This window comes from Cytobacillus sp. FSL M8-0252 (assembly GCF_038007345.1).
In the GTDB taxonomy this organism is placed as follows: Bacteria; Bacillota; Bacilli; order Bacillales; family Cytobacillaceae; genus Cytobacillus; species Cytobacillus kochii.
In genome coordinates this window covers 3,056,775-3,069,574 of the sequence record NZ_JBBOWZ010000001.1, presented here as the reverse complement: position 1 = coordinate 3,069,574, position 12,800 = coordinate 3,056,775, and the positions used below count along the sequence as shown (strand labels likewise).

Genomic DNA, 12,800 nt, shown 5'->3' with positions numbered 1-12,800 from the left:
TTACTCGTTTTCTTTTTTTACCATTAGATTTCTTTTTGTTCTATTCGTATTTTAACGGATCACCATCAAAGGCATCGTCTGCGACTTTTATTGAGTCAGTTGGACAGCCTTCAAATGCATCCATCATATCTTCTATAAGAACATCGGGAATTTCAACAATTCCTTCATTATCATCTAGTGTTACAAATGCGATGCCCTCATCATCGTAATCATAAATGTCTGGAGCTGCCGCACCACATGCGCCACAAGCAATACATGTTTCTTTGTCAACAATTGTATACTTCGCCATGGAATAACCTCCTATTTAAAATCTTTTTCATGTTAAAGCACGAAAATATCTGCCGAAACACTTACCACATGTTCTATTGTAAATCTGTCTTGTAAACATTTCAATAAAAATCTACCATCTAGAATAGTCTATGGTGGGACTTTTCATCTTGTTCATGATGAAAAATTGACTGATATTATCACGTATATAACGGTTTCATGATACAATAAAATTCAACAAAAAAAAATAAAATAATGTCGAAAAAGTCTGCGAATTCACCACGGAAATGCTATTCTAAAAACTAATTAGTCAATGAATAAAGGGGAGAGAAATGTGAGCGTTATTCAGAAATTGGTCTTATTTTGTCTAAAATCAATTGAGAATCAGAGAACTGCTTATGCCATTTTACATTTGCTTAATGGCAAAAAGTCATCTCAAACAATACAAGATGCTCATTTATTTCACTTGAAGCAATACTTTCATGTGTTACCCCATTTGGCAAGAGAGGAATTTAATCAAATATTAGATCATCTTTTAGAGGAGAAATATGTCACTTGTCTTGGTGAGGGGTCTTATCGAATGACGGAAAAAGGGGATATGTATCTCCAAGAGTTTGCTGAACCAATCATACCTAGCTATCTCAATGGCTGGTCATATAACCGGATGGACAAACTTTTTTGGGAGCGCCTTTCTCTTATGGTTCAAGTAATTTCTAACCTAGTCGCATATAACGGAAGGTATCTCCCTATTCAAAATAATAAACCTGATCTTGATTGGTTAAAGAACTTTATTCAAAGGAATAGAATCAATCGCCATGAGTTGGCAACACAACTGTTTAAGGAGTTACAACAAATTTTAACGAATAAAAAAATTGACCCTCTTATTCTCATTCTAAGGTTAACAGGAAGTAATCGAATTGGCTTAACACAGCAGCAGGCAGCCGAACAGTTGCAAATGTCAATGTTAACCTATCAGTTACATTTTACAAATGTGATTCACATGATATTAACTGAAGTAAAAGAAAATAACACCTCTTATCCGTTACTCGAGCAAATATTAGAGACAAAAGAGACAAATGAGTGGTTACAGCTAACACAATCAACAAGAAAAACAGCTATCTATTTAAATCAAGGATACGATATTGAGGATATTATTAAAATAAGAAAATTAAAACAAGGAACAATTGAAGATCATATTGTGGAATTGGCCATTGTTGATTCGTCTTTTAATATAGATGTATATGTTCCACCAGAAGTACAAAGAAACATTATAAAAACTTCAACGAACGGAATAAAGCAGCTAAAATATATCCGTCAATCAGTTCCTGAAGCAAGCTATTTTCAGATACGGCTTGTACTAGCTAAACATAAAAGTGCGGTGAGCGTATAATGAAACAATTACTGAGAGAAAAATTTGGTTATACGTCTTTTAGAGATGGACAAGAAGAAACAATAAAAGCGGTAGTGGCCGGTAAGCATACGTTAGCCATGCTCCCAACTGGTTCTGGGAAGTCTTTATGTTATCAACTTCCAACATTTATGCTCCCAGGCACAACTTTAATTATTTCTCCACTTCTTTCCTTAATGCAGGATCAGGTAGACCAATTACTATTGATTGGGGAAAAACGGGCTATCGCATTTAATTCTTTTTTAAATTACCAAAAAAAAATGTATGCACTTAAAAATTTGCACCAGTATAAGTTTATTTTTACTTCACCTGAAATGCTGCAATCAAAATTATTCATGGAGAGATTGAGTGAGCTTCATATTACATTACTTGTTGTCGATGAAGCTCATTGTATTTCTCAATGGGGACATGATTTCAGACCGGACTATTTAGCTATTGGCTCTGTAATGAAGGAGTTAGGACATCCGCCTATATTGGCGTTAACGGCTACGGCAACTGATAAGGTGAAACAGGATATTAAACAATCTTTAAACATGCAAAACAGTATTGATATTCTTTATTCAGTTGACCGACCAAATATCTCTTTACATGTTGAGAAAGTTGAAAGCTATCAAGAGAAAATCGATGTGTTAATTAAGAGGGTAAGAGCTTTACATGGTCCAGGTATTATTTATTTTTCTAGTAAAAAAACGGCAGAAGTTTGTGCACAATCATTAAAAGAGAATGGGATAAAAAGAGTGAGCATCTATCATGGCGGATTGAATCATGAAGAAAGAATACTTATTCAGCAACAATACATTCATAACCAACTCGATGTGATATGTGCAACAAGTGCATTTGGCATGGGGATTAATAAAGAAAATATTCGTTATGTTATTCATTTTCATATGCCAATGAATATGGAATCATATTTACAGGAAATTGGTAGAGCTGGGAGAGATGGCAAGCCTAGTCTTGCTTTACTGTTATATGCACCTTTTGATGAACAGCTGCCGATGCAGTTGGTAGAATCAGAACTAATTAATGATAGTCAAATGGAGAATTTAAAACGTTTTTTTTTAACAGATTCCCTAAGGTGGTGGGAGTTAGAAAAATACGAAGAGGATATAACAGTAATTGCTAATCTTAGTGAAACATCTATGCGAATATTAAAGGATTTTCATCGTAATGCTATCCTTGATCATAAGGAGGCAAGTTCCTTAGATGAACTAAAGGTGATTATGAATAAACAATTCCAGCTTAAATTAGGAGCCATTCAAACTGTTTATCAATATATTCATAGTTCCACATGTAGGCGAGAAAAAATCTTACACTATTTTGGTGAAGAGCCGACATTAAATATAGGAGAATGCTGCGATCATTGTAATGGTAGCAACTACCCTGATCTGCAAACTGAAGAGCTAGGGATAATGCCTTTATATGAAAATTGGGAAGAGATCCTACAAGACATTTTATTAAGTGAGACATCCAAAAATGAAGAGTAAATATGAAGAAACCATTCGTTTGTTATCTGATAAAGAATTAAGATTTCATTTATATTTAACACAAGTGTTATTACTTTTCATTGCATTGGTTATTGGCCTATTTCTCTTTCATTCATGGGATTCTTTTTTTGCGCTATTTCAATGGGATGGACCATCTATTGCGATTGGTATATTATCAGGATTAGTCATTGTCATGCTTGATATAATAGGGATGCGGGTCCTACCTCCCTCCTATTATAATGATGGTGGGGTAAATATAAGGATATTCAGCTCACTATCACCAGCCCATATCGTAGTAATTACGTTAATTATTGCCTTTAGTGAGGAAGTGTTATTTAGAGGTGTGCTGCAAACTCACTTTGGGTTGATAGTGACTAGTTTAATCTTTGCTCTTGTCCATTATCGTTATTTATTTCAATGGTTCTTATTTTTAAATGTCGTTTTATTGAGTTTCTTCATTGGTTGGATATATGAATTAACTGGTAATTTGTTAGCGACAATTATTATGCACTTTATTATTGATTGTTTATTGGGGTTATATATATATAAAAGTCAAAGAGCAGGAAGGGAAGATAGATGAATAGAGAGGCATCATATCGGGAGAAGGCAAAGAGAGATCGCCAAAGATTACAAAAAGTAAATGTTAGTGAAGAGTTGTCAATGGCGGAGATCAGCAGTACTAAAGAAAAACAAACAGTGGATAAAAAGTTGGACTACCCACTCATTCGTTTACTTGCAGCATTTTTTATTATGGTACCAATAGTGGCTTTGTCTGTTTATTATCTTGTTCCTATGCTAGCTGATCAGTCTTCAACTTCAGCAGAAAAAGAAGATTTTGAAACTGTTGGTATATCAAATAGCAGTAATAATGGGTCATCACAAAATGTTGCAGCCGCCCCTGATGATAAGGAAGAAGATAAGGTAGAACAAGAAAAGGAGAAAGCAGCTGAAGAGGCAAAATTAAAAGAACAAGAAGAAGCTGAACGAAAAAAACAAGAGGAAGCAGAGAAGAAAGCAAAAGAAGAAGCAGCCAAAAAAGAAAAGGAAGAGGCTGAAAAGAAAGCACGAGAAGAAGCTGTACAAAAAGAGAAGGAATTAGCAGAACAAAAGGCGAAAGAAGAGGAAGCAAAAAAACAAGCAACAAAAGTTGTTCAGCATACGGTTCAATCACAAGAAACAATGTATAGAATCGCTATGAATTATTATAAGTCACCTGATGGGATTGCAAAAATTAAGGCTGCTAATAATTTGCCATCTGAGGAAATTTACGTTGGCCAAGTATTAAGGATTCCCCTCGACTAGTCATGAATCCACTCCTCCAATCATATAATGTGGGCAAGCATAGCTATGACTGGGGGGGATTTTATGGAAACAGCAATTAATCAACTAGATGAAAGAACAGACCAAGCAACGAGACAAATGCTTCAAAAAGTAGTTGAAAGAAAAGCGAAATATGATCACTTGAAAGAGTGGCATTTGGTTATTATGTGGCTAGTTGTATTTCTATCATTTGCTTATGTGATTTTTGTGTATTATCAATTTTATTTACCTTATTCCTATTCATTTGCTTCTGTTTTTTCTGTTTATATTAATCATCCATTCAATTTATACAGTATGGTAACGTTGATTGGCTTTTATGGATATATGGTCCTGTTACAACAGAAGCGTGATAAAGCGGAAAAAGAATATCATGCACTTAGATGCGAGATCATCGATAAGAGTAAGGACTTGTGGAAAAAAGAGGATGAGTGGAAAAATAGACATCATGTCTTTAATATGATGAAAAAAAATTATGATATTAATCTGTTTCATGAGAACAAATAATCATAGTTCAAAGCCATAGGGAGTAAAGACATTTAAACCTATCTCATACGAATGAAGAAGCAGAGAAATGAAGAGGAACTGCTGACTAAAACCTACCCCAGTTTGCGATTGCATGACATGAATCATTTGAAAATCTAAGAACTTACAGAACAACTAACGGTGATTCAAGTCATCATAGCGACAATCGGGCAAGTTCACATGAAATATAAGGTTTGTAGAAGCGAAATAAATGATATTTAGGTTGTTCGTTTATAGAGCATCCTTTTTTTATTGACTAACTTAAATTTTAGTACATATAGATGAGGTGGAGTCATGTATATTATTTTAGCAGGTGCATTACTGTTTATTTTCGTTGGGGTCGTCGTTTATATGTATAAGGAAGCACATAAAGATACAATTGAAGTGAGAAAGGTTGCCATACAAGGTTTCCCAGAGAGTCTTGCAGGATTGAACATTTTTTTTATTTCTGATATCCATCGTAGAGAGCTATCAGGAAAGTTGATTCAAGCTGTTAAAGATAGAAAGGTGGATATCGTTTGCATAGGCGGTGATTTAACAGAAAAGGGAGTACCTTTGGCAAGGACGAAACGGAATATAGAAAACCTTGTTTCTATTGCTCCGACTTATTTTGTATGGGGGAATAATGATTATGAAGTGGATTTTCATGAGCTAGATGCATTGCTATTAGATCTCGGAGTGAAAATTCTTGATAATTCAGCAGTCAGTTTTGAAGGCTCAGATGGTAAACGTATCGTGTTACTTGGAACAGATGATTTTAGTAGGGAAAGAGACCAGATTGATCTTGCAATTGAGGATGCTGGGAATGGCTGTCGTATTCTCATGAGCCATGACCCTGGTATTGTTGACTATTTATTACCAGAATATCAAATTTCGTTTATGATGTCAGGACATACCCATGGTGGGCAAATCCGTATCTTAAACTGGGGACCTTATGAAAAAGGTGGGATGAAATATAAGAACGGTATACCTTATTTTGTAAGTAATGGTTATGGGACAACAGCCTTGCCTTTAAGGCTAGGCGCACCTGCACAAACACATATTCTTTCTTTATATCCAAGTTTAGAAGGAAATGTTAAGGACGACTCACCAACTAAAGTATATACCATACACTAATCACAAGAGTCGGTTCTGGGCAGGGGGCAGAAGAAATGCAATTGGAGCGTTTGAATGATAATAAAATTAAAATTTTGCTTACTTTAGATGATTTGTTTGAGAGAGGCTTGTCAAAGGAAGATATTTGGAAGGACTCTTTAAAATGGCATCAGCTTTTTCAAGATATGCTTGAGGAAGCAAGTGAAGAATTTGACCTTGATATATATGGCACAATCAGTATCGAGATTTTTTCAATGCAAATACAAGGAATGGTTATGATTGTAACGATACAAGAAGAAGTAGAAGAAGAATGGCTTAAGGATGGAATCATTGATTTTCAAGTAGATGTAGACAAACAAGATTATATTTTATATGAATTTCATGATTTTGAGAATATTATTTCATTAAGTCACCGGAAAATATGGAAAGAAGAAGTGGTAAATTCATTATATGTGTATAACGGACTTTATTATGTATTGATTGAAGGCAATAGAAAACAAGCGGAAGAAAAACTGATTTCAATTTTAGCTGAATATGGTACCGTTTCTTTTGTTAGTTTATATATTATTAAAGAATACGGAAAAGAATTAATTAGAGACCATGCATTAGAAAAGATCGAACACTATTTTAAATAATGGTACATTCAAGCAAATAGGATTTAAGTGATCCTATTTGTTTGAATATTCAGGTGCCTTGATGTTTATCGTATTAGTTCTTTGGGAATAGGATGTAATATGGAGCTTATCGATGAGATTAATTCAATTTAACTCGATAAATACATATGAGTATTTTATGAATGAAATCAGCTAATAAAGGCAAAATAAAATAGATGTAAATATTTTTGAAAATAAGGAAAATACGTAATATTATAGCTTTGGTAGCGTTTACATAAAAATAAGAAAAAATTGCTTTTTCTCCTTGCATAAATAGAGTAAAGGTGTATACTATGTCTTGAAAGCGGACAACTAAAGAATGTGAATTTTTCTAGGAGGTTTCAAATAGTGGCCGATAAAGGTACTGATCATACGAATCAAGAAGATAAAATGGATGTTTTGAAGTCAACTCAAATCGTAATCCACAAAGCGTTGGAGAAACTTGGATATCCAGAAGAGGTTTTTGAACTGTTGAAAGAACCAATGCGTTTATTAACAGTGAAAATTCCTGTTAGGATGGATGATGGGACGGTGAAAATTTTTACTGGTTACCGTGCTCAGCATAATGATTCAGTCGGTCCTACAAAAGGGGGAATTCGTTTTCACCCTAATGTAACAGAAAAAGAAGTGAAGGCACTATCTATATGGATGAGCTTAAAATGCGGTATAGTCGATCTACCATATGGCGGAGGTAAAGGCGGTATCGTTTGTGATCCAAGAGATATGTCTTTCCGTGAGCTTGAAAGATTAAGTAGAGGGTATGTTAGAGCGATTAGCCAAATTGTTGGTCCTACAAAAGATATTCCAGCTCCAGATGTATTTACAAATTCACAAATTATGGCCTGGATGATGGATGAATATAGCAGAATGGATGAATTTAATTCCCCGGGATTTATTACTGGTAAACCACTTGTACTTGGTGGTTCTCATGGTAGGGAATCAGCAACAGCTAAAGGCGTTACGATCTGTATTCATGAAGCAGTCAAGAAAAAGGGTATTAATTTAAAGGGTGCTCGCGTGGTTGTACAAGGTTTTGGTAATGCAGGTAGCTTCTTAGCAAAGTTTATGCATGATGAAGGCGCAAAAGTTGTGGGTATTTCTGATGCATACGGTGCCCTTCATGACCCTAATGGTTTAGATATTGATTATTTACTTGATCGCCGTGATAGTTTTGGAACTGTAACAAAGTTATTTAATGAGACGATTTCGAATAAAGAGCTACTCGAGCTCGAATGTGACGTATTGGTTCCTGCAGCAATTGAAAACCAAATTACTGAGGAAAACGCACATAATATTAAAGCAAGTATTGTAGTAGAGGCAGCGAATGGCCCAACAACATTAGAAGCGACACAAATATTAACAGAAAGAGATATTCTTCTTGTGCCTGATGTGCTTGCATCATCCGGTGGTGTAACAGTTTCTTATTTTGAATGGGTGCAGAATAACCAAGGCTACTACTGGTCTGAAGAAGAAGTAGAAGAAAAATTAGAAAAAATTCTAGTGAAATCATTCAATAATATTTATGAAACCGCTCAAACACGTAGAGTAGATATGCGCTTAGCTGCGTATATGGTTGGTGTACGTAAAATGGCTGAAGCATCAAGATTTAGAGGTTGGATTTAATTTTCGCAATTTCTTACATTTGAAAGAAGGTAAAAAATCTCCTATTATATACATTAGGAGATTTTTTTCAATTCTACATATATAAAATATCATACGGGTCAGTCCAAGAGGTGGATCATCATGAATAAAAAAGATGCGATTGTGGTTGGTGGTGGACCATGTGGATTAGCCGCAGCCATTTGTTTAAAAGAGTTAGGGAAAGATGTTTTAGTCATTGAGAAGGGAAACATTGTTAATGCCATTTATCGTTACCCGACTCATCAAACTTTCTTTAGTTCCAGTCAAAAATTAGAAATTGGTAATATACCGTTTGTAACGGTTGAACATAAACCCAATAGAAATCAAGCACTTACCTATTATAGAGAAGTGGTTAAACGGAAAGCAATCAATGTCAATGCATATGAAAAGGTTGAAAGCATCATAAAGAAAAAAGATAATGACTTCTCTGTGCAAACAGATAAAGCGGAATATCAATCCTCTTATGTTATTGTTGCAACTGGGTATTATGATCAACCAAATTATATGGGGGTCCCTGGTGAAGATTTAGATAAAGTCTTTCATTACTTTAAAGAAGCCCATCCGTTTTTTAATAAAGATGTTGTTGTTATTGGTGGGAAAAACTCCAGTGTTGATGCGGCCATTGAATTAGAAAAGGCTGGGGCAAATGTGACGGTTCTCTATCGGGGCGATGAATATTCAAAAAGCGTTAAGCCGTGGATTTTACCGCAGTTTGATTCACTTGTTCGCCATGAGAATATTCAAATGGAATTTAATGCGAATGTCCAGGAAATAAGAGCAACTTCTGTTGTCTATGAGAAAGAAGGGAAAATTAAGGAAATCGCGAATGATTTTGTCTTTGCCATGACTGGTTATCATCCAGATCATCCATTTTTACAATCAATAGGCATTAAAAAAGACGAAGAGACCGGAAAACCTGAACATCATCCTGAAACAATGGAGACCAATGTAGAAGGTATATATATTGCTGGCGTGATTGCTGCGGGTAATAATGCCAATGAAATATTTATCGAGAATGGTAGGCATCATGGAGAAATGATTGCCAAAGCGATTAAAGAGAAAGAACAATAATCAAACAAGTTCAGACGAGAATATGAGCTTAAGTAAACCCGAACTTTATGCAAAACACTCTTTAATGGTGCTTTGCTTTGTTCGGGTTTTCAAATGATGTTGCATCACTTTGTCAATATTTTTTGCCTTTTGTCTAGGATGATTTTTCCATATGTTGAAATTTTGTGGCGTACTATCATTATGATCTTCATAAACTGCCAAAGGAGTGAGCGATCAACTCAGTAGACTTCCCATCTAATAGATGGAATAAAGAAAGTCAGTAAATCAAACATTTATAGTTGAAACATTTCTTCAAGTTTTTCGAAGGGCATCCTGCTTTCCAAAGCGATTAATAGTTTAATACGAGCTTTTTGCCCATTTAATCCATTAGAAAAAATGAGGCCAAGCTCTTTTAATTCTTTGCCCCCTCCAGGATAACCATAAACATCTTGGGCAATGCCATTAAAGCATCTTGATACGATAATAATGGGAATCTTTCTAGCAAGTAAATCTTTTATACCAGGAAGCATGGCTGGAGGAAGGTTTCCTTGTCCAAGCGCTTCAATCACCAATCCATCGCATGTAGTTTGTGCAATTGCTCCTAATAGGGTAGAGTCCATGCCGGCATGAGCTTTAATAAGCATCACTTGTTTATCTGCTTGTTCGATTTCGAAATGTGCATGTTGAACAGGGAGGTGATGAAAAAGTACACCCCTTTTTGTGACTATACCTATGGGTCCATATTGAGGACTTTGAAAGGTCGAGACGTTGCTAGTATGTGTCTTTGTCACATTTTCAGCTGTGTGAATTTCATCATTCAGCACTACTAAAACGCCCTTTCCATCCGCTTCATCGCAAATGGCAACACGAATAGAAGAAATCAGATTATATAACCCATCTGAGCCAATTTCATTACTAGAGCGCATAGCCCCAGTCACAACGATCGGCAAAGAACCCTTTACTGTTAAGTCAAGAAAATAGGCAGTTTCTTCCAATGTATCAGTACCATGTGTAATGACAACACCAGATACCTTATCCTTGTAAGAATGAATTAAGTTTCGTAATATAAGCATTTCCTTTTGCGTAATATGGGGAGAGGGTAATTGAAATGGTTCTTCGACAATCAAGTGCGCAAGCTCATTTAACTCTTTTGTTTGTCTTGTTAATGGGTTTTCTTCATTTGTTAATACTGCACCTGTTTCAACATCCTCACTCATTGAAATGGTCCCACCTGTATGAATTAGGAGTATTTTCTTTTTATCCAACTTGGTACCTCCATTTAATATGTAATTATTTTGGTAAATTTATTTTCAATCTTACCTATACATGATACGATTAAAGAAAAGCTTTGAAAAGAGGAACAGCCCATGCTGGGATTAATATCTGCTGCCATTGCTCCTGGCTTGGCATTATTAAGTTACTTTTATTTAAAAGATCAACATGAGACTGAGCCCTTTTCGATGGTTTTTAGAACCTTTTTATTTGGGGCACTTCTTGTGTTTCCCATAATGTTTATCCAATATGTATTTGAAGTAGAACAAGTGTTTACTTCTCATTTTGTTTCTGCTTTTCTTTCTTCTAGTATGCTTGAGGAATTTTTTAAGTGGTTTATCCTCCTTATTATTATTTACCCCCATGTGCACTTTGATGAACCGTATGACGGCATTGTTTATGGCGCAGCAGTATCACTTGGGTTTGCTACATTGGAGAATATCTTTTATTTATTGACACTCGGAATAGAGCATGCGCTAGGTCGTGCATTATTCCCGGTTTCTAGTCATGCACTTTTTGGTGTAATTATGGGCTATTATTTAGGAAAAGGAAAGTTTTCGAAAAAATCTAGAGGGAAATGGCTATGCTTATCTCTAGCAACTCCTTTCCTTTTGCATGGAACATATGATTATATTTTGTTAACATTAGAAAATTGGCTGCTGTTTATTGTTCCATTTATGATCTTTCTTTGGTGGATGGGGCTAAAGAAAGCCAAACAAGCGAGAATACTAAGTGCTAAATATAATCAATCATTAGAAGATACAAGAACAAATTATGGTTAACATAGGTTAAAAGAGGCTATAAGTAATGAGTTTCAGTTCAGATAAAGTAAGAAGGCGGATTTGAGTACACTCAAATCCGCCTTCTTTTCTTTTTGTCAAATCACCAAGCTTCCTCCGGCTAACGGATGCCTTCTAAAGGAAAAATAAGTAATCAGAACATCTAACATAGAAGTTGAATTTTTTATAAAAATCGTTAAATTTCAAGCGTACGAGCCTCTATTTGATGGCCACCCTGTAAATGCTATATTTATCCAAATGATTTTCTCATTGAATTTGTATAAAAAGCCAATTGGAACCAAAAAATAGATGTATTGTTAGCTTCCTCGCTGATTAGTAAACGTGAAAAAGAGAGATCGAGGAATAACTGTTACAGCCATCATTTTTTACCTGCAAAACGCCATATTAGGTTACCTGATTGTTTAACAGATGAAAAGATGTATTTTTGGAGGTTAGTACGATGAAACAACTATTGATGTTTACTAAAGTGATGCTAATACTACTGCTTATAGCGACCACTATTCCAATGGCTGAATTGGATAAGTCGGCAAATGCTTTTTCGAATCAAGTGATTAGACAAGGAGCGATAGGCGATGATGTCATTGAGCTACAAGCAAGATTGCAATATTTAGGATTCTATAATGGTAAAATCGATGGGGTCTTCGGTTGGGGCACATATTGGGCATTACGCAATTTTCAATATGAATTTGGCTTGGATATAGATGGGCTTGCTGGTTCTGGTACGAAGGAAAAGTTGGTGAGTGCGTCAAATTATGATGAGCAATATGTGAAGAATCAAATTAATCAAGGGAATTCATTTACACATTATGGCGGAACGGATTTAAGTCAACAAGCACCTGCTAATAATAGTGGATCAAATCAAAATGATGGTAATGCATCAAGTGGTAAATCCGGTGGTACAACTTCGGCAAATGTTCCTAGTGGATTCTCGGAAAACGACATACAAATGATGGCAAATGCGGTGTACGGTGAGGCGCGTGGCGAACCTTATATAGGGCAAGTAGCGGTAGCGGCAGTAATATTGAACCGAGTAGAAAGTGCGTCTTTTCCAGATACGGTTTATGGTGTGATCTTTGAACCAAGAGCATTTACGGCTGTTGCAGATGGGCAAATTTGGCTAACACCTAATGAAACAGCGAGGGAAGCAGTGATAGATGCAATTAATGGCTGGGATCCGAGTGGTGATGCCCTTTATTACTTTAATCCAGATACTGCAACAAGTCCGTGGATTTGGACAAGACCACAAATTAAAAAAATTGGACAACATATTTTCTGTAAATAAGGAGTG

At 35.5% G+C, this 12,800-nt stretch carries 13 protein-coding genes; 11 read left to right on the top strand and 2 right to left on the bottom strand.

Annotated elements, in window-relative coordinates:
* Positions 1 to 40: 40 nt before the first annotated feature.
* Complete coding sequence (locus MKX83_RS15405; protein WP_095372725.1) at positions 41 to 289, bottom strand: ferredoxin; 249 nt, start codon at positions 287 to 289, stop codon at positions 41 to 43.
* A 312-nt stretch (positions 290 to 601) separates the two neighbouring features.
* On the opposite strand from MKX83_RS15405, the gene MKX83_RS15400 reads away from it, so the two are divergent.
* The 9 genes from MKX83_RS15400 (at position 602) to MKX83_RS15360 (ending at position 9,461) form a co-directional block, all read left to right on the top strand.
* The gene (locus tag MKX83_RS15400) at positions 602 to 1,657 is read left to right on the top strand and encodes a helix-turn-helix domain-containing protein (RefSeq protein WP_322909562.1); all 1,056 of its coding nucleotides are present in this window, start codon (positions 602 to 604) and stop codon (positions 1,655 to 1,657) included.
* Complete coding sequence (locus MKX83_RS15395; RefSeq protein WP_328197565.1) at positions 1,657 to 3,159, top strand: RecQ family ATP-dependent DNA helicase; 1,503 nt, start codon at positions 1,657 to 1,659, stop codon at positions 3,157 to 3,159. Before MKX83_RS15400 ends, MKX83_RS15395 begins: the two co-directional genes overlap by 1 nt.
* Positions 3,149 to 3,739, top strand: coding sequence for a CPBP family intramembrane glutamic endopeptidase (locus tag MKX83_RS15390; RefSeq protein ID WP_095372727.1), 591 nt, complete (start codon positions 3,149 to 3,151; stop codon positions 3,737 to 3,739). Before MKX83_RS15395 ends, MKX83_RS15390 begins: the two co-directional genes overlap by 11 nt.
* Positions 3,736 to 4,461, top strand: a complete 726-nt coding sequence (locus MKX83_RS15385; RefSeq protein ID WP_341056176.1) for a LysM peptidoglycan-binding domain-containing protein — start codon at positions 3,736 to 3,738, stop codon at positions 4,459 to 4,461. The genes MKX83_RS15390 and MKX83_RS15385 overlap by 4 nt, the downstream gene beginning before the upstream one ends.
* A gap of 63 nt (positions 4,462 to 4,524) precedes the next feature.
* Positions 4,525 to 4,983 carry a YpbF family protein gene (locus tag MKX83_RS15380; protein ID WP_095372729.1) on the top strand — a complete coding sequence of 153 codons (459 nt, stop codon included), beginning with the start codon at positions 4,525 to 4,527 and terminating at the stop codon, positions 4,981 to 4,983.
* 312 nt (positions 4,984 to 5,295) lie between these two features.
* Entirely contained in the window at positions 5,296 to 6,117 is an 822-nt protein-coding gene (locus MKX83_RS15375) for a metallophosphoesterase (protein WP_095372730.1), read from the top strand.
* A gap of 35 nt (positions 6,118 to 6,152) precedes the next feature.
* Complete coding sequence (locus MKX83_RS15370) at positions 6,153 to 6,731, top strand: adaptor protein MecA (protein WP_095372731.1); 579 nt, start codon at positions 6,153 to 6,155, stop codon at positions 6,729 to 6,731.
* 363 nt (positions 6,732 to 7,094) lie between these two features.
* Positions 7,095 to 8,372, top strand: a complete 1,278-nt coding sequence (locus MKX83_RS15365; protein WP_095373653.1) for a Glu/Leu/Phe/Val family dehydrogenase — start codon at positions 7,095 to 7,097, stop codon at positions 8,370 to 8,372.
* A 120-nt stretch (positions 8,373 to 8,492) separates the two neighbouring features.
* Positions 8,493 to 9,461 carry a YpdA family putative bacillithiol disulfide reductase gene (locus MKX83_RS15360; RefSeq protein WP_307313029.1) on the top strand — a complete coding sequence of 323 codons (969 nt, stop codon included), beginning with the start codon at positions 8,493 to 8,495 and terminating at the stop codon, positions 9,459 to 9,461.
* Between the two features lie 272 nt (positions 9,462 to 9,733).
* Here MKX83_RS15360 and MKX83_RS15355 read toward each other — a convergent pair whose 3' ends face one another.
* Positions 9,734 to 10,705: an asparaginase gene (locus MKX83_RS15355; RefSeq protein WP_095372733.1), complete on the bottom strand. Its 972-nt coding sequence runs from the start codon at positions 10,703 to 10,705 to the stop codon at positions 9,734 to 9,736.
* A gap of 102 nt (positions 10,706 to 10,807) precedes the next feature.
* On the opposite strand from MKX83_RS15355, the gene prsW reads away from it, so the two are divergent.
* Entirely contained in the window at positions 10,808 to 11,494 is a 687-nt protein-coding gene (prsW, locus tag MKX83_RS15350) for a glutamic-type intramembrane protease PrsW (RefSeq protein WP_341056171.1), read from the top strand.
* A 523-nt stretch (positions 11,495 to 12,017) separates the two neighbouring features.
* Entirely contained in the window at positions 12,018 to 12,794 is a 777-nt protein-coding gene (sleB, locus tag MKX83_RS15345) for a spore cortex-lytic enzyme (RefSeq protein WP_445293187.1), read from the top strand.
* The last annotated feature ends 6 nt before the right edge of the window (positions 12,795 to 12,800 follow it).